A 17,404-nucleotide genomic window follows, 5' to 3' on the forward strand; every position below is an offset into this window, starting at 1 on the left:
CCTACCATGCCGCTTAACTATCTTGGCGTTTGCATGCGCATCTACTTAAAGGTGTCATTCCGACCGAAGCGTAGCGAAGTAGAGGAACCTGTATTTCAGCTGTTGCAGACACACAACATTCCTTGAGCCATAAACAGATCGAGACCTCACGCCCGTTCAGCCTCCAGCAGCCGTCGCTTCCGCTCCACTCCCCATCGATAACCAGTCAACTCCCCACCCTTACCCACCACACGATGACAAGGCACAGCAATCGCAACCGGATTCGCCCCGCATGCCCCCGCCACTGCACGCGAAGCGGTCGGCGCACCTAACTGCAACGCCACCTCCGAGTAGCTCCTCGTCTCTCCCCGCGGAATCGCCTGCAGCGCCTTCCAAACCCGTTGTTGAAAAGCCGTCGCCCTCACATCCAACGGAAACGTAGCCGCCAGCGGATGCTCACTCAACTGGCTCGACACAAACGCCACCGCATCCGCAAGCCACCCCGTATTCCCCTTAGCCACCACGAGCTGCGCCTTGGAAAATTGCTCCCGCAAGCCGGCAACTAATTCCTTATCATCCTTGCCAAAAGCAATCGAGCAGATCCCCACATCCGTCGTCGCCACCAGCATCCGCCCCAACGGACTAGCGGCAGTGCAATACCGAATCAGCAACCCGGCCCCACCCTCCCGCATCACACGCGGGGTCATCCCAAGTTTCGCCGGACTCTTCTCATACAACCTGCTGCTCGACCCAAACCCCGCTTCATAGATCGCATCCGTAATCGGAGCCTTCGCCTTCTTCGGCTCCCGCACCTTGCTTTTGAACCGCTCAAGCCGAGCCTCCTTCGCATACTGCCCAGGACTCACACCAAGCACGCGCTTGAACCCACGCAAAATCGTCAGCCGTCCAACTCCAGTCGCCTTCGCCACATCGGCCAGCCGCGTTCGGTCCTCCGCGTGATCTTTCAAGTACTCCGTCACCGCCGTAATCGCATCTGCCTGCGGATCCGCCTTCGCCTCAGCCCTGTCAGGCTCACACCGCAAACAAGCACGATATCCAGCCGCCTCAGCCAGCGCCGGGGTAGGGAAGAAGGTCACATTCTTCCGCGCAGGCCGTCGGCTCGCACAGCTAGGCTTGCAATAAACCTTCGTCGACTTCACGGCATACACAAACTGCCCATCGGCAGCAGCATCCCTCCCCAGTACCTGCTGCCACTGCTTCCCGGGAAAGTAGCTCGGAACCACCACATCGCTCTTCATCGCACTCGTCATCAATATCGTCTCTATCATTCCAGTATCCTCCCATCTCTCGAAAATCCCCACACTCCGTTTCGTTCACCCAAACTCGCATCATGTATCCTCATCGCAACCCATAACAGGAGATCCCAGGATGCGTCTCTGCCTCACCGCCTGTATCCTCGCCGTTTTTGCCTCTACTGCTGCCTTTGCCCAGACGTCAGACCCACGCCTGAAAAACTCCTACACCTTCCAAAAAGATGGCTGGACCTACATCCATCTCGAGGGCACGCCCAGCGAAATCGGCTTCCAGCACGGCTACCTCCTCGCCACCCAAATCGCCGACAACCTCCAGACCATCGAGCTTGAAAACACGCACGAAGCGGGCAAGCCCTGGCCCTACTTTCGCGCCATCGCACACAACCAGATCATGCCCCGCATCGAGCCCGAATACGTTGCCGAACTCCAGGGCATAGCCGACGGCGTTCAAGCCGCGGGCCAAAACATCGACATCCTCGACATCGTCGCCCTCAACGCCCACCTCGAGGTCTCCGACTACTACATCCCCTGGCTCCTGAAGCAGCAAGGCAAAGCCAGCCCCGCTGCTCTCGTCGCACCCGGCCGCTGCAGCGCCTTCATCGCCACCGGCGCCGCCACCAAAGACGGCAAGATCGTCATCGCCCACAGCAACTGGTCCGCCTACATGGAAGGCGAGCGCTGGACCACCGTCTTCGACATTGTCCCTACCAAAGGCAATCGCATCCTCATGGACGGAAGCCCGGGGCTCATCCACAGCGGCGACGACTTCGGCGTAAACTCCGCCGGCATCATGATCACCGAAACCACCCTCCCCATGTTCCAGGGCTGGAACCCCTCCGGCATTCCCGAGTTCATCCGAGCCCGCAAAGCCATGCAGTACGCCAACAATATCGACCAATTCGTCGCCCTCATGCGCGAAGGCAACAACGGCGGCTACGCCAACTCCTGGCTCGTCGGTGACCGCAAAACCAACGAGATCGCCTACCTCGAACTCGGCCTCAAGCACACTCCCCTCACCCGCAAAACCACCGGCTACTTCGTCAGCGCAAACTTCCCCGTCAACCCCGACCTCATCCGCGACGACACCCCTGGCTTCGACACCCACGACATGAAGAGCACCATGAACGCCCGCCACGTCCGCGCCGAAGAGTTCGTCCAGCAGCATCTCGGCCAACTCGACACCGCCCTTGCCGAGCAGTACCTCTCCGACCACTACGACAGCTACGAGCACAAAGTAGTCGCTGCCCGCCGCAGCCTCTGTGGCCACGAAGACGCCTCCAAAGATCCCGAACCCGCCTGGGACTCGCCCCCCTACTCCCCCAGCGGAGCCGTCACCGGTAAAGTCATGGACGCATCAATGGCCGAGCACATGAGCTTCACCGCCCGCGCGGGCCACCCGTGCGGCGAAGACTTCATCGCAGCGCCCTTCCTCGCCGCGCATCCCGAGTTCAACTGGCAGGCACCCGTCCTCCACGACATGAAAGCCGGCCCATGGAGCACCTTCGCGACCTCTCAGAAGCCAACCACCGCCGCCACACCATCCGCACATCCCACCAAATCAGCCGCCGAATAACGTCGTCGCTCCACAGTATGTCAATGTTAAGGCGTCGCAACGAGTCTCGGACTTCGCCTCTACAGGCGTGTACTTTTACAATCTTGTCATCGTGGAGGAGGCTCCCCGCCTTCGCTTTTACCCTAAACTCTACTCATGCGAATCCCGCACCCTTCCGCCGCTCGAGTCCTCGCCATCCTCTGCATCCTCGCCACACCTTTCGCCACGCACGCACAAGATCCCACCGAAGCCCCACCCTCAGCGCATCCCATTTTCACCGTCGCCGGCAAAGGCGTACAGATCTACGCTTGCGAACAAACTAGCTCCGGTCCGCAGTGGGTCTTCAAAGCTCCCGATGCCAACCTCTATGACAACTCCGACGCGATCGTGGGCTCTCATGGCGCTGGCCCCACTTGGAGGTCGCGCGACGGCAGCAGCGTCAAAGGCGAACTCCTCCAAAAGAATGCATCGCCCGATTCCGGAGCGATTCCCTGGCTTCTCCTAAAAGCGACCAGCACTACCGGCCCCGGCCTCATGAAGCGCGTGGACTTCATCCGCCGCTCCGACACCCACGGAGGCATCGCACCCACGACAGGCTGCGACGCTCAACATCTGTCCGCAACCACCCGAGTCGACTACTCCGCAACTTACACCTTCTACTCGGCCAAGCCCTGAACCGCTCCCGCAGAGCCGCGATTCGCCGAAGTCACAATTGGCTCCTGCGCGATCGTGCCCGGTAGGCTGGGCACCGTCGTTCCATCCTCGCGAACCTCATAGCTGTCCACGTAGAAGTTCGTCAAAATCGTATTCCCGAACGAAGTTGTAATCGCAACATCCGCCGCATCCCGTCCCGCAGCCATCAACACCCGCCCGATGCGCGGTTCATTATGCCGCGCATCCATCGTCATCCATCGCCCGTCCAAAAACACCTCGTACCAGGCGCTAAAATCCCCCGGCCCACTGTAAGGCCAGCGAATATCCCCCAAATACCCCGTCACATAGCGCGCCGGAATATTCTGGCAGCGCGACAGCGTAATCGCCAGATGCTGATAATCCCGGCACACGCCGATACGCTCCGAATAAACATCCATCGCAGTCTTAGTCGGCCTGGCCGTCTTGTAGTTGAACATCACCTTCTCATGAACCCAGTCGCGAATCGCCACAGCCTTGGTCCATCCCGGCGTCATCCATCCAAAGAGATCCTGCGAGATCGGTCCAAACTTATCCACCTCGCAGTACCGGCTCGCCAAAAGATACTGCAACACCTCCGACGGCAGCTCCTCCACCGGAACCTGTTTCGCATAGGCGTTGATCGGGTCCGCCAGCCCCTCCATCTCGACCACGCTGGTCCCACTCAAACGTATCGACCCAACCGGTGCCATAAACCGGGTGCACCGATTCCCAAACACATCGTGGTACTCCGTTACCGGAATGTCAGCCTTCGTTTCGAGGTCGATGCGCTCAACCTTCAGTTCGTTGCCAGCCTTTACCTGAGGCTCCAGCGACGGATGCAGATGCAGCATCGCCATCATCGGCGTAGGCATGGAAAGATGAAATTGAATATCGTATTCGGACTTAACAAGCATCAAAAACCCTCTTTTCAATAGGGGTTGGTCATAAGTGGGATGCAATTAAGCGATAGCCAGCAGTCTAACCCGTCCTCCCGAAATCCCCACCACAAAAAGAAAAGGCAGGCCCGAAGGCCCGCCACTTTCAAATTCGAAACAAAATGATTTACTTCGAAGCGGTTTGCTTGATCCCAGCCTGCTCCGCGAGCGCAGCAGCCTTGTCGGTCTTCTCCCACGTAAAGCTGTCTCCCTTACGGCCAAAGTGCCCATAAGCAGCAGTCGCCTTAAAGATCGGCTTGCGCAGATCGAGACCCTCGATGATGCCCTTCGGCGTCAGCGAGAAGTTCTTCCGAACCAGCTCTTCGAGCTTCGTCTCATCAACCTTGCCCGTGCCAAACGTATCCACCAGCACGCTCACCGGCTCTGCCACACCAATCGCGTAGGCCAACTGCACCTCGCAACGATCCGCCAGACCAGCCGCAACGATGTTCTTCGCCACATACCGGGCCATATACGCCGCCGAACGGTCCACCTTCGTCGAATCCTTACCGCTGAACGCGCCGCCGCCATGCCGTCCCATACCGCCATACGTATCGACGATGATCTTGCGTCCCGTCAAACCCGTATCGCCCATCGGCCCGCCGACCACAAACCGGCCCGTCGGATTGATGTGGTACTTCGTATCCTGGTCCAGCAGCTCCGCAGGAATCACAGCCTGAATGACGTTCTTCAAAATATCCGCGCGCAGCTCTTCGTTCCCGACGTTCTCGGCATGCTGGGTCGAAATAACAACCGCATCCACCCGCTTCGGCTTGTGGTTCGAGTCGTACTCCACCGTCACCTGGCTTTTGCCATCCGGCCGCAGATACGCCATCAGGCCATTCTTGCGAACCTCGCTCAGCCGGAAAGCCAGCTTGTGCGCCAGCGAAATCGGTGTCGGCATCAGCTCCGGCGTCTCGTTCGTCGCATAGCCGAACATCATGCCCTGATCGCCGGCTCCGCCCGTATCGACACCCATGGCGATATCGCCAGACTGCTTATTGATCGTCGAAATCACCGCGCAGGTATTCGAATCGAACCCATACAGCGCGTTGTCATACCCAATCGCGGCAACGGTCCCACGCACCAGGCTCTGAAAATCGACATAAGCCTTCGTCGTGATCTCGCCTGCGATCACCACCAGACCCGTGCAGGTCAGCGTCTCGCACGCCACGCGGCTATAGGGATCCTGCGCCAGGCAGGCGTCCAGAATCGCATCGGAGATCTGATCCGCAATCTTATCCGGATGCCCCTCGGTCACTGACTCACTGGTAAACAGAAAACGGTCGCGTTTTGACAAAATATATCCTCCAGGAAACATCTAGAACTGCACGAAGCTGACTCTCGAATATGACATCCCTATTTTACGCAGGAAGTTATCCCCATGCCAAAGTTCGACAGCCACCCGTTCGACCCGGCCCCTGAAGTGTCGAATCCAGCACTAAACGGTTCAGCAGATAGACTTACAGCCGTCCCAAGCCATAAGCCTCATGAAATCAGGCAGTCTCGCGACGTACCGCAGCGGGGTATTACTGCCACATGGGAGTTCGTTATCATCTATCAACCGTCAAAAACGTAACGATGTGGCGCGGAGGCCTTGATGGAGATGTTGCTCGTTCGACCTGAACGTCCAGTTTCTGGACCAGATCAGGCGAGTGCTGTCCTTACGCGGCACATACCCGGCGTGGACCTTCTCCGTGGTACCGCAATCCTTACCGTGATCTTTTTTCATGGCTTCTTCTACAGCGCGCCTCTTTTTCCATGGCACAACCGGTTTGCCGAGTCCCTATTCAACCTCACCGCCTTCGGCTGGACCGGCGTAAATCTATTTTTCACTCTCTCCGGGTTTCTAATTACAGGAAATTTGATCGACTCGGTCGCAAAACCAAACTTCTATTCGCGTTTCTATATTCGACGCGCTTTGCGTATCCTTCCTGCGTATTTTTTAGTTCTGATCATCCTGGCAGTAACACGGACTGCGTCTCTGAGCTACATAGCAGTGTGCGCTCTGTTTCTAGCCAACTGGCCAAGGCTGTTGCTGCATGGCTCCTTCGCCATCTACCCGGTTTTGTGGTCGTTGGCAGTGGAAGAGCAGTTCTACGCCGTGTGGCCGTGGTTGTACCGCCAACTTCACAAAAAAGGTTTGCTCATCCTCTGTCTGGCGATGATTCTGTTTTGTCCTGTCCTGCGAGGAGTTGTGATTGGACTGTCCAAGGCCGACATCTTCAGCAAAACCTTCATGATCGGTGACAATCTCGCGGTGGGGGCCGCAATCGCCATCCTCTGCAGGTCCCGGCGAATATCCCTTAGAGCACTTCTCAACATCGGCGCAGCCAGCGTCTGCATTCCTGGCTTGATCCTGCTGGTCCTGTCGAATATGGGTCGCACGATCAAAGGGGACGCCATCGGAGCAAGCCTTGGATACTCGATGCTGGAGTTCCTAACCGGCGGGCTGTTGATCCTGATGCTCTATGCCTATCGAAAGAAGCCGATTCAAAAAGGGTTGGGATTTCTTCTTTTCTTTGGCGAAATAAGCTATGGACTCTACCTAATTCACATGCTTTGCGAAATCTTCTACGACCGCATCTTCGGGGACGGCTACCTGACCCATGCGAGTGCTCTACTATTCCGGTTCTGCATAGCAAATGGTGTCGCCATTTTGCTCGCAACCTTATCCAAGCGGTACTTTGAGAATCCCATCATGCGCTGGAAGGAACGAATTCCTCAGGCGCGCTAGAGCGCGAAGCAAGGTCTTAATTGTTCGGGACACATCAAAGACCCGTGATTTATGGAATCAAACGCCCGTGAAGGGCGAACTTCCACACAGCCCAGCCCAGTACTCCCAGCATCGTCACCATAGTTCCGACGCCCATCCATCGCAGGTTCTGCTTCGGCTCGACGCCGCTTCTGTTCCTTCGGACATTTTCTGCGAACTCGGTCCAGTCGGTATTCCCGTTCTCAGTGCCGCTCTCCCGCAGGCTCGCCTCGAACCGTTCGATCCAGGGCGTCTCTTCCAATCCCACCGCCGCTAGATAGCTGCGAACAATGCCCTTTCGGAACACCCCTCCCGGCAACGAGTCATACTCGCCGGCTTCAAGCGCCTCCAGGTGACGCACCGAGATCTTAGTCTCCTCGGAGATACTCTCCATCGAGACCTTGCGCCTCATGCGTTCCCGTCGTAGCTCGTCGCCGAATCGCTCCATTCGCTCCGTCCAACTGTTACCGGCACGAACCTGCTTCCAGCTCGCACCAACTTAATTCATCGAAGAATAGACCGGGGGATTTGTCAAAGTCAAAGCCACTTTTGGGTGATAAGCGTCCCGCTTACCATATTGGAACCACGCCGGTTAGATCCGTTACTCTCTGGTTATCCCCCGCATTCCACCTAAGGGGTATTTCTTTGACGATCCGCGCTTCCGCTCGCTATCATCGCAATAGAACATCGCAATAGAAGCGTCGATCGAGCGAATCCGTGACTTTTGGCGGTCCAACACAAAGCTCCGCCCCCAGTGCCCGCAGGCTTTCGGAAGCCGTTCCAGTCCCTGGTTGAGAAAGAAAACGAGTGCGTCTCCCCTTTCCCGAAAAAATTCCGATCGTCCCCGCCTTCTTCTTCGCGTTGACACTCTGCCTCATCCAGATCTCCCAGGGTACCCACCCCACCTTCGCCCTGACGGCTTTTTTCTATATCCTCGTCGCCACACACGGCTTTAATGTTGCTGGGGGGTTCACCCGGACCACAGGTTCCTTCATCTTCTTCAACTCAGTGCTCGGCGTCATCGTCGGGCTCTGCATGAAGGCCTATCTCGGAGAGCCCGCAGACAGCAACCTTTTGTCCCCTGAACTCACCATCAGAGTCCTGCTCGTGGGCATGTGCATGATGGTCGTAGCAATCTATCTCAGTCGAAGGATTGCTCCCAAGCGCGCCCTCCTGGGAAGGATGGTTACAGACGCCAAGATGCAGACAGCTACTGTCGGCTGTCTCATCGCTGGAGTTCTGCTTAGTATCGCCTTCATCGTTTTTCCCTCCGGAAGCGGCTCTGTCCTGAGCGCCCTCAACCAGCTCAACCGCTTTTTTCCCATGGCGGTCGTCCTCGGGACTCTCAACACCATCCGTCGCAGCGGCGGCAGGCGGAGCATTAACTTCCCCGCTCTCCTCGCTGGCTTTCTTATGTTTTGGGTCGGCCTCTTTGGGTTCTCCAAAGAGGGAATGTTTGCTCCATTTGCCGCATGGATCCTGACCGCAGCCTCCCAACGATATAAGCTCAGTCGTCCCCAGATCGTAGGTGCGATACTCACCATCATCTTCATCTTTCGATATCTCGTTCCCTACGCTCAATATGGAAGAAGCTTTCGAGAGGAAAGCGGAGTCACCAGCTATGCGACCGTCTTCAATCTCATCACGAATTTGGGATACGTTCGCGAGCAATACCTGGAGAGCTCGGAGGATGCGTACGAGGAGCGAGTCCTCGGATACTTCAACACCCCTCAGGGTTTCTTCGACCGTCTCCAGATGTTCTCGATCGACGACGCTCTCATCAATCGGACAGCGCAATTCGGCACCTTTGGCGCCTACCCCATCGTCGTGTCCTTCGAGAACGTTGTTCCCCACTTCATCTGGAAGGACAAACCCCAGATCCTGATCGGAAATATCTGGGCCCACGAAGTGGGCGTGTTGGGCGAGGAGGACGAAAGCACTGGAATCTCCTTCTCTTCGACCGCAACCGGATTCCATATGCTCGGTTGGACGGGAGTCTTACTTCTCGCCCCTGCCGTTTGGACTCTGCTCTTTACCATCTTTGATTCTCTCTGCGGCGATACCCGTCAGACTCCATGGGGGCTTCTGGTCATGGTTCTCTATGCGCACGCGGCTCCTGAGGGCGATCTTCCAAGTCTCATCTACATCTGCTTCTACACCGCTTTTGGCATCATCTTCGCCGCAGTCGTCGGGGCATATATGATGCCGGTACTTGGAACCCTCTTCATCGGCCCCGAAGGAGTAGAGCTTCGCCGAACAGGGTCGATCCGAAGCATCGCTGGCCGCCTCCTCCTTCCCCAGCCGCCGAAGCCGGATCAGCCTCAGACCCCTTGAGTCTCCCAAATGACCGTCCCGATGACCGCTCCAGGCAGCCGCATCGCCCGACGGTCTCGTCAAGCACCCAGCCATCCCTTCGCCGAGCCGATTCCCATACACTGGTACAAGAATGAATAAATTAGTTGCCGGCAATCTGGTCCACCGTCCCCTCCGCTCTCTCATCAGCTGCCTAGCCATCGCCATCGAGGTCATCATGATCCTCTCCATCACCGCGATCCTCATGGGCAAGCTCAATGGATTCAAGACCCGCCAGAATGGCATCGGCATGGACATGTTCGTCCGCCCCAATACCGCCAGCAATCTCATCGGCATGAGCCCCGCCGGAGCCTCCATCAAGGTCGCGGACGTCCTCGCCAAAATCCCCCACGTCGTTGTCTCCGCTCCCGTCAACGTCCAGATCAACAGCTCCCTCGACACCATCTACGGCATCGACTTCAAGAGCTTCGACGCGCTCCTGCCCTTCACCTTCCTCTCCGGTACCCCCTTCCAGGGCCCCGACGACGTCATCCTCGACGACTACGCCGCCGCCGGCAAAAAGGTCGGCGACCACATCAGCATCCTCAACCATCCGTTCCGAATCTCCGGCATCGTCGCCCACGGCAAAGGCGGCCGCAAGTTCGTCCCCATCGACACCATGGGTTCGCTCACCGGCACCGAGGGCAAAGCCACCATGTTCTACCTCCGTACCGAAGACCAGCCGAAGTACCAGGACGAAGTCCGCAAGGCCATCCTCGCCACCCCCGGCATGAGCACCTACAACGTCGCCACCGCCGAAGAGTACCTCTCCTCCATCTCGCCCGACCGCCTCCCCGGCTTCAACATCGGCCTTCAGGTCGTCATCGGCATCGCCGTCATCATCGGCTTCCTCGTCATCTTCCAATCCATGTACACCGCCGTCATGGAGCGCACCCGCGAGATCGGCATCCTCAAATCCATGGGAGCCTCCCGGTCTTACATCGTAGGCATCGTCCTCCGCGAGACCGGCGTCCTCGCGACCATCGGCATCGTCATCGGTATTGCAGCCAGCTTCGCCCTTAGTGCGGCGCTCGAAGCCCGTTTTCCCACACTCGACTTCGTCATCAACGTCCCCTACGTCTGGAAGGCGACCGCCATAGCCTTTATCGGAGCCTTGCTGGGCGCACTCTACCCAGCCTTAAAAGCCGCCAGCAAAGATCCCATCGACGCCCTCTCCTACGAGTAGGCAAAAACGTCGACAACTCATTGCGACAGCAATTCAAACGAACCCGGGCGAGGTGTGGCACAAGTGAATGCATGGATCAATCGAGCATATAGTTGGACGGCCCTGGCCCTCTTGATTTGGCTCCTTGTCTGGATCGGCATCTCCTGGGCAGGCGTGCAGGATGACGCATTCATTCACCTTCGCTACGCCGACAACCTTCTCCACACTCACCTCGTCACCTACGACGGAGTCCATCCCAACTACGGCGCATCGAGCCTCCTCTACATCTACCTCCTGTCGTTCCTCCGCCCGCTTTCAGCATCTCCAAATCTCCCGCGCCTGGTCTCAAGTTGCATTCACGTTATTCTCTTAGTTGGCCTGGCCGTACTCTTCTTCCGCGCAACTCCACGTGAGTCGTCGCTCGGTCGTCTCCTCGGGCTCATTGTGATAACCCTCCTCGTTGCGCCTTCCTCTGTTCGCTGGCTGGACGACGGCATGGAGACCGGCATCGCCCTCTGCTTCGTCGCTCTCATCTGCTGGCTCGCCTTTCGCGAATCGGAAGGCGCCTCTGTCACCCCCGTTCGATACGCTGCCTACACGGTTCTAGGGTTTCTTGCAGTCTTCCTCCGTATCGAACTCAGCCTCGTATGCGGGATCGCGTCGCTCCTGATTGCGTGGAAACAAATCTTCGCTCCAGACTCGAGCTTCAACCGTCGCCTCCAGTCGATCCTCAGCTCGAGTCACCTGCTCCTCGGCGGCCTTCTGGCCATGCTCGTCATCGTCGTCAAGATGCATCATCTGCTCCCCGACACAGCGAAGGCGAAGTCCGACGGCGTCGCCCACTGGCAGGCAGCTTTTGGCGTCACCACACAAGTACTCGCAGGAGGTCTCTCCTTTGGAGTCGGCATCTTCGCCTTCTGGCTGTTGACTCTCTACTTGCTGTTGCGCGCGTCACGGCTCTCACCGCGCACGCTGGTCGCCAACCTAACCTTTCCCATCCTGTTTTCAATCGCAGCGATTCGGGGACAGCAGATTCAGGGAGCTCGATACTTCGTCTGGTCGTTCTTTTTCTCAGCCCTGTGGAACAGTCTTGAGCTGACGGATTTCCAGATCAAGAGTGAAGCAAAAAGTCCCGTACTCTGGCCGGCCTGCTGCTTCCTGGCTCTCGCTCTGCTTGCCCTGCCGTTCGAAGCGAAGGTGATGTATCCCTTCCTGACAGATCGCGCCACTCTCGTCCGCAGCTTTCAGAGCCATCATCTCGAGACCCTCGAGGGCAAACAAGGAGTTGCCTTCGACATAGGCCTAATCGGCTATTTCTCTCGCGCGGATATCTGCGACCTGGCCGGTCTGGTCAACGGCAGAAGCAACGCTGGCCTCACCGTAGACCAGCAGCTTACCCGCTGCGTTGCGACGCATCCCGACTTCCTGTTCCTCCACACCGAGTTGGTTTACACCATCAGCCATTACTTGCCAATCAAAGATTGGCAGCTCTGCGGAATTTATCCCTTCCGAAGGGTGGAGAAAACTGATCAGCACTATCTCCTGGTGCGACGTTCCGAAGCGCTCGAAATCTGCAAAGATCCTCCACCGACGCCACTCGAACTGCAGCCGCTTCTGCAATAAAACTGCTGGGTACCTACACCACTGGCAGGCGCGTCCCGCTCTGAGTCTCGGTCGTTGGAAGAAACTGTTGCAACGCAATTTCGATCGTCAGAGGAACCAGCGCCAGCGCGAACGGCAAAAAGATCCGGACTTCCTTGATCCTGCCCACCGTCACCCACATCCCCAAAAAGATCAGCGCTCCCATCAGCATCGCCACTCCGGCCGACTCAGCCGCGCTCCGTCGGCGCACCACCATCCACATGGTCCATGCGAACGGTCCCATAAACAGTACAAAAGGAATCCAGCCGGACATCGAGAGCAAATTCAAAACCAGCTGGAACACCGGCGTACTGCCATAGCTGGCATGCGGAAATACCCGGCGCATCAGCCAAAACTGAATCCCCAGCACAAGCAACACCGACACAAAACTTGTAACCGCCTGCGCACTTCGCGGCAATGCAAACCCTCGTCCCAATGACGTCATGCAAACCAATAGAATGCCTGCATGTAACGCAAACCCAACGTCAGCGCGAACCAATCCCTGCATCGCTGCCAACACCAGAAACCCCACAACAGCAGTCACCGCTCCGCCACGTAAAGGCACACCCAGCAACAGCAGAGTCAACGCCAAAATTGCCGCAGTAGGCAAAGTCTCCGGCCGTTGATACCAAAGCAACCACGCCAGATAGAACTGCACCAGCACCAAAAACCCTGCCGCCCCAAACCATTGTTGGGCCAGTCCTGCCTCGCGGTACATCTTTGATCGGCGCAGCACAAAAAACAGCGTGAACACGGAAACAAAACCTGCAATTACATCCAGCGCAGCCAACGTATGGCGTAACCCCAAGTGCGTATGCCGCGCCAAAAAGTAAGCGGTATCAATCACGCCGACCCGGTATTGATTCGGCGCATTCGCCGTGCCTGTCACCACGTCCATCCAGATACCCGGCTCTGCATGGAACGTCTGACTATAGCTCCAGTAATCCAAGTAACCAGCGGACAGAACGACAAGAGCCAGCAAAACGCTGACAACCTTCTTTGGGCCCTGCATCATCCGTTCTCGTCTCGCTTTCCCACTAGTCGTTTGAGAGGAGAATAGCATTCCAGCAAGTACCCGCCACTCAAGTGAGCGCCTCCACTACCAACCCCCCGCGCAACACTTTGCATCCTTTCGTACTAATTCTGTAATACCCTAAACTCTCACGACAAATTTGCGTTTAACCCTACGTACACAATGAAGCGGCCAGGCTCCATCTCGTCTCCTATTCTTCGCACTGTCGAGGCTGCGCTCCTCCTCGTCTCCGCCATCTTCCTCATCCTGCACGCCTTCCACCTCAGCGCCGACTTCCCCAACCACTCCCCCTGGATGGATTGGGCCAAGTACACCGACGAAGGCTGGTACGGCGACGGAGCCATCCGCCACTTCCAGCGCGGCCATTGGTACGTCCCCGGCGACTTCAACCCCGCCGCCGCCCTCCCCGTCTGGCCTCTCCTCGAAGCCGCCCTCTTCCGCTTCACCGGCGTCAGTCTCACCGCCGCCCGCGGCCTCACCGTCGCCATCTTCGGCCTCATCCTCGCTGCCTCTTACCTCCTGCTCCGTCGCTGGCAAAATCTCGCAGCGACCCCAGAACACACCCCGGACCAGAAACCCGCCAAGACTCTCGCCCCCGCCATCGCCGTCCTCCTTCTCGCGGTAAGTCCCTTCTGCTACGTCTTCACCCGCATGGCGATCCTCGAGCCCCTGCTCATCCTCCTCACGCTCCTCGCCCTGCTCGCCGCCTCGTACGCGACGCCGGAGCAGGGAATCGAGCCCGCTCCCCTGCGAACCCGCCTCCGACACTCGATCCCCATCGTCTCTCTCGGCCTTCTACTCCCTCTCATGGTCCTCACCAAGACCACCGCCATCTTCCTCCTCCCCGCCATCGGCTGGATCCTCTGGGCCCGCGCCGAATACCGCATTCGCCCGTTTCTCCGTCTCGCCCTCGCCGCCGGAACTCTCGCTGCCGTCACCTGGATCGCCTACTACGCCCTCATCGTCCGCCCCCACTTTCTCGACGACTATCACTACCTCTTCAGCGCCAACGGCTACACCGGCATCACCCCTGCCACCGCCCTCTCGGTCCTCGGCGACACCATCACCGATGGCCTCTGGATCGGCAACATCCTCTACCCTCTCGCTCTCCTCGCCGCCTTCTCCGCTCTCCTTCTCCACCCCCGGCTCCTTCGCAACCCACTCATCCCCGCGCTGCTCCTCTGGGCCGCGGGCTACGCTTCCTTCCTCGCCTACCACAACAACCTTCAGCCCCGTTACTACCTCGTCCTCGCAGTCCCCCTCACGCTGCTGATCCCCATCGTCTTCTCGACGCTCTGGACCAACCCGCAACCTCACTCCGAACCCCTGTCTCCTCTTCGGCGTCTCGCCACCGCCAGCATCGTCGCCGTCCTGGCCGTCCTCACCGTCACCGACGCCCGCCAGACACTCCACTACGTCCGCACCCCTGACTACACCTTCACCACCGCCGCCGCCGAAATCCGTCAGATCGTCACCGCCGACCACACCCACAACCCGCTCATCCTCTCCATCAGCGGCTCCAACCTCTCCCTCATGACCGGCCTGCCCTCCATCTGCGACGACTTCGGCACCATGGACCTCGCCGTCCGCGTCCGCGCCTACCACCCCGGCTGGTACGTCGCCTGGAATCAGGTCGACGACGACAAGATGGACGCCCTCGCTCCCACCTACCATCTCCAGCGCGTCGCCGCCTTCCCGGCCATGGACGACCCCGAGCGCAACCTGCTCATCCTCTACCGCCTCGACCCTGCCATCCCCGGCACGCCCCCGCGCCGCCATCGCAAACCCACCATCCCCCGACTCCTCCAGACCAACTTCGGTCAGCAGCCCAGCCCCATCCAGCTCGAACACTAAAACCCAGCCTTCCCCTCAATCGTCCAAGCTATACTTGGCGTGACCATGCATCGCGAGATAAACCCACGCCAGGAGGGCGAATCCCGGCGCTTCTACGAGCTTGACTCTCTGCGTGGCGTAGCCGCCCTCACCGTTGTCCTCCACCACTTCTCGCGCCTCTTCCCCGACAGAGTCATGCACCTGGTGCTCCGCACTCCCCTGCGAATCCTCTTCGCCGGACATCAAGCCGTCATCCTGTTCTTTCTCCTCAGCGGATTCGTCCTCACCCTCCCATACAAGAAAAAAAACCGCCTCGACTACGGCCCCTTCCTCCTCAAGCGCGTCTGTCGCATCTACCTCCCTTACCTTGGAGCATTAGCCCTCGCCATCCTCGGCGACCGCTACCTTCCACCCTTCCACACCGACGACTTCTGGATCAACGGCACCTGGTCCCAACCCGTCAGCTCGCCTCTTGTAATCCAGCACATTCTCTTCCTCGGCAACTACGACTGGTCTCAGTTCAACACTGCCTTCTGGTCCCTCGTCTACGAGATGCGCATCTCTCTCGTCTTCCCCCTGATCGCACTCGCTGTCCTCCGCCTTCGTTCCCTCTGGCTCATCTTCATTGCGGCTGCTCTCTCTGCTGCCTGCTTTCCCCTCGTCGATCTGTTTTCCGGCGTCTGGCACCTCTGCACCCGCGTGACCGCAGTCGACACCATGCTCACCCTTCACTACGCGGCCTTCTTCATCATCGGTTCGCTCTTGGCGAAGAATCTCCATGCGGTAAATCGCTGGTACGCACGGCTCACGCTCTTTCAGGTTGCCGCCGTCGCTCTGATCTCACTGAGCCTCTACTGCTTCGGAAACGCCAGCAGTCTCTTCCAGCGCACCGTCATTCCGCAGGACCTCTTCGATTGGTTAGTCGCCGTCGGTGCCGTCATGTTCATCGTCTTCGCGATCAACAACCGCTTCTTTCACAGCTTCCTCACCAGCCGCGCCATCCACTACCTCGGCGAACGCTCCTACAGCCTCTACCTCATCCACGGAACGATTCTCTTCGCCCTCATCCACACCCTCTACGGACGGCTCCGCATCGACCTTTTGCTGCTTCTCTATCTCGCCATCAGCCTGGTCGTCACGGAGATCTTCTATCGCCTCATCGAGCGCCCCTCGATGCTCCTCGGCCGCCGCCTCACCGCCCCCGCAACACCGCATCCCTCCGCTACGCTGCTGCCTATTGCGTCCGACTCGCCAAAGTAAACTGCTGGTCCACCACCACCTCCGTCGGCACAGCTCGTCCATCCTTCATTCCCGGCACAAATCGCCACTTCTCCACTGCCTCCACCGCACTCGCATCCAGCCCATACCCCAGCGGTCGCGCAACCTTAACCCGCTGCGGCACGCCATTCGCATCCACCACAACCCGCAACTCGACCGATCCCTGCACCTTGTCTCGCAGCGCCGGATCGCCAAGCCTCGCCTCCACCCGATGATCCACCTTGGGCGCAATCACATCCTTCGACAGCTGCCCCGGCCCATCCATCGAATAAATAGTCTGCCCATCCAACGCACTCTGCGGCCACGCCAGCGCCGGGTTGAAGTAATGCCGCCAGTAGTCCGGCATCGCCTGCTGCATCTCCGGATCGATCCCAACCGAAAAAATCTCTGCAAACACAGCCTCCAGCCTCGTCGCGTCTCCCGGGTCAGCAACCACCACCTGAATCGTCTCGTCCTTCAACACATGCCGCTCAAACTCATGGTTCTCCGGGTTATATCGAGCCGCAGCGCGAACCCCATCCAGCTCAATCTCGCCCGTCCCTCTCCGCGCCACCTTCAAAACATTCACCGCTGCCAGCGTCCAATCACCCACCTTAGGCTCTCCCCGCACCTTGCCCGCAGCGTCATACGTCAACTCATCGCTCAAATAAAACCCACGAAGAAACAGCGCCCTTCCCACCAACAAAGAAGCCGCCGTCATCTCCGCATCCGCGACTGTCCCCGTCGTCGACTGCCCAAACCCCGCAACCCACCCGATCATCCAAACCAAAACAATCGCCGCTTTCTTTCCATGCGTCATACAGGTCCTCCAGGTCCTCGAAACCTCTTCCCTAGGATGATTGACCCGACTGAAGCCTCCCGGCCAGTTCAGCGTGTCTGTAATCTGAGTAGGAAATTCATCCCTTCATACTGCCTGACCAAGATAACCAGAATAA

At 58.4% G+C, this 17,404-nt stretch carries 14 protein-coding genes; 8 read left to right on the top strand and 6 right to left on the bottom strand.

Annotated features, from left to right (window positions below; all coding sequences use genetic code 11):
- Positions 1 to 146: 146 nt before the first annotated feature.
- Positions 147 to 1,268, bottom strand: a complete 1,122-nt coding sequence (locus tag RBB76_RS13165; protein ID WP_429631425.1) for a bifunctional transcriptional activator/DNA repair enzyme AdaA — start codon at positions 1,266 to 1,268, stop codon at positions 147 to 149.
- Between the two features lie 100 nt (positions 1,269 to 1,368).
- On the opposite strand from RBB76_RS13165, the gene RBB76_RS13170 reads away from it, so the two are divergent.
- Positions 1,369 to 2,826: a C45 family autoproteolytic acyltransferase/hydolase gene (locus tag RBB76_RS13170; protein WP_429631423.1), complete on the top strand. Its 1,458-nt coding sequence runs from the start codon at positions 1,369 to 1,371 to the stop codon at positions 2,824 to 2,826.
- A 135-nt stretch (positions 2,827 to 2,961) separates the two neighbouring features.
- Positions 2,962 to 3,480, top strand: a complete 519-nt coding sequence (locus tag RBB76_RS13175) for a DUF3455 domain-containing protein (protein WP_429631421.1) — start codon at positions 2,962 to 2,964, stop codon at positions 3,478 to 3,480.
- Here the strand turns inward: RBB76_RS13175 and RBB76_RS13180 are convergent.
- Both RBB76_RS13180 and metK read right to left on the bottom strand, forming a co-directional pair.
- Complete coding sequence (locus tag RBB76_RS13180; protein ID WP_429631419.1) at positions 3,462 to 4,391, bottom strand: transglutaminase-like domain-containing protein; 930 nt, start codon at positions 4,389 to 4,391, stop codon at positions 3,462 to 3,464. The genes RBB76_RS13175 and RBB76_RS13180 overlap by 19 nt on opposite strands.
- A gap of 148 nt (positions 4,392 to 4,539) precedes the next feature.
- Positions 4,540 to 5,712 carry a methionine adenosyltransferase gene (metK, locus tag RBB76_RS13185; protein ID WP_429631417.1) on the bottom strand — a complete coding sequence of 391 codons (1,173 nt, stop codon included), beginning with the start codon at positions 5,710 to 5,712 and terminating at the stop codon, positions 4,540 to 4,542.
- 300 nt (positions 5,713 to 6,012) lie between these two features.
- On the opposite strand from metK, the gene RBB76_RS13190 reads away from it, so the two are divergent.
- Positions 6,013 to 7,149, top strand: a complete 1,137-nt coding sequence (locus RBB76_RS13190) for an acyltransferase family protein (protein ID WP_429631415.1) — start codon at positions 6,013 to 6,015, stop codon at positions 7,147 to 7,149.
- Between the two features lie 49 nt (positions 7,150 to 7,198).
- Here RBB76_RS13190 and RBB76_RS13195 read toward each other — a convergent pair whose 3' ends face one another.
- The gene (locus tag RBB76_RS13195) at positions 7,199 to 7,615 is read right to left on the bottom strand and encodes a helix-turn-helix domain-containing protein (protein WP_429631413.1); all 417 of its coding nucleotides are present in this window, start codon (positions 7,613 to 7,615) and stop codon (positions 7,199 to 7,201) included.
- Positions 7,616 to 7,974: 359 nt separating this feature from the next.
- On the opposite strand from RBB76_RS13195, the gene RBB76_RS13200 reads away from it, so the two are divergent.
- The 3 genes from RBB76_RS13200 (at position 7,975) to RBB76_RS13210 (ending at position 12,307) form a co-directional block, all read left to right on the top strand.
- The gene (locus RBB76_RS13200; protein ID WP_429631411.1) at positions 7,975 to 9,501 is read left to right on the top strand and encodes a hypothetical protein; all 1,527 of its coding nucleotides are present in this window, start codon (positions 7,975 to 7,977) and stop codon (positions 9,499 to 9,501) included.
- 112 nt (positions 9,502 to 9,613) lie between these two features.
- Positions 9,614 to 10,705, top strand: a complete 1,092-nt coding sequence (locus tag RBB76_RS13205) for an ABC transporter permease (protein ID WP_429631409.1) — start codon at positions 9,614 to 9,616, stop codon at positions 10,703 to 10,705.
- Between the two features lie 111 nt (positions 10,706 to 10,816).
- Positions 10,817 to 12,307, top strand: coding sequence for a hypothetical protein (locus RBB76_RS13210; RefSeq protein WP_429631407.1), 1,491 nt, complete (start codon positions 10,817 to 10,819; stop codon positions 12,305 to 12,307).
- A gap of 13 nt (positions 12,308 to 12,320) precedes the next feature.
- On the opposite strand, the gene RBB76_RS13215 is transcribed toward RBB76_RS13210, so the two are convergent.
- Entirely contained in the window at positions 12,321 to 13,340 is a 1,020-nt protein-coding gene (locus tag RBB76_RS13215; protein ID WP_429631406.1) for a hypothetical protein, read from the bottom strand.
- Positions 13,341 to 13,520: 180 nt separating this feature from the next.
- On the opposite strand from RBB76_RS13215, the gene RBB76_RS13220 reads away from it, so the two are divergent.
- Together RBB76_RS13220 and RBB76_RS13225 are read left to right on the top strand one after the other, a co-directional pair.
- Positions 13,521 to 15,212, top strand: coding sequence for a hypothetical protein (locus tag RBB76_RS13220; protein ID WP_429631404.1), 1,692 nt, complete (start codon positions 13,521 to 13,523; stop codon positions 15,210 to 15,212).
- 45 nt (positions 15,213 to 15,257) lie between these two features.
- Positions 15,258 to 16,451 carry an acyltransferase family protein gene (locus RBB76_RS13225; RefSeq protein WP_429631402.1) on the top strand — a complete coding sequence of 398 codons (1,194 nt, stop codon included), beginning with the start codon at positions 15,258 to 15,260 and terminating at the stop codon, positions 16,449 to 16,451.
- On the opposite strand, the gene RBB76_RS13230 is transcribed toward RBB76_RS13225, so the two are convergent.
- On the bottom strand, positions 16,426 to 17,268 hold the full coding sequence (locus RBB76_RS13230; protein ID WP_429631400.1) for an energy transducer TonB: 843 nt from the start codon (positions 17,266 to 17,268) through the stop codon (positions 16,426 to 16,428). The genes RBB76_RS13225 and RBB76_RS13230 overlap by 26 nt on opposite strands.
- Positions 17,269 to 17,404 lie beyond the last annotated feature (136 nt).

The organism is Tunturiibacter psychrotolerans, assembly GCF_051013365.1.
Lineage (GTDB): Bacteria > Acidobacteriota > Terriglobia > Terriglobales > Acidobacteriaceae > Edaphobacter > Edaphobacter psychrotolerans_A.

Coding starts and splice junctions, on each gene's coding strand:
- RBB76_RS13165 (WP_429631425.1), bottom strand. CDS start 1,268: ATGATAGAGACGATATTGATGACGAGTGCGATGAAGAGCGATGTGGTG.
- RBB76_RS13170 (WP_429631423.1), top strand. CDS start 1,369: ATGCGTCTCTGCCTCACCGCCTGTATCCTCGCCGTTTTTGCCTCTACT.
- RBB76_RS13175 (WP_429631421.1), top strand. CDS start 2,962: ATGCGAATCCCGCACCCTTCCGCCGCTCGAGTCCTCGCCATCCTCTGC.
- RBB76_RS13180 (WP_429631419.1), bottom strand. CDS start 4,391: ATGCTTGTTAAGTCCGAATACGATATTCAATTTCATCTTTCCATGCCT.
- RBB76_RS13190 (WP_429631415.1), top strand. CDS start 6,013: ATGGAGATGTTGCTCGTTCGACCTGAACGTCCAGTTTCTGGACCAGAT.
- RBB76_RS13195 (WP_429631413.1), bottom strand. CDS start 7,615: ATGGAGCGATTCGGCGACGAGCTACGACGGGAACGCATGAGGCGCAAG.
- RBB76_RS13205 (WP_429631409.1), top strand. CDS start 9,614: ATGAATAAATTAGTTGCCGGCAATCTGGTCCACCGTCCCCTCCGCTCT.
- RBB76_RS13215 (WP_429631406.1), bottom strand. CDS start 13,340: ATGATGCAGGGCCCAAAGAAGGTTGTCAGCGTTTTGCTGGCTCTTGTC.
- RBB76_RS13220 (WP_429631404.1), top strand. CDS start 13,521: ATGAAGCGGCCAGGCTCCATCTCGTCTCCTATTCTTCGCACTGTCGAG.
- RBB76_RS13225 (WP_429631402.1), top strand. CDS start 15,258: ATGCATCGCGAGATAAACCCACGCCAGGAGGGCGAATCCCGGCGCTTC.
- RBB76_RS13230 (WP_429631400.1), bottom strand. CDS start 17,268: ATGACGCATGGAAAGAAAGCGGCGATTGTTTTGGTTTGGATGATCGGG.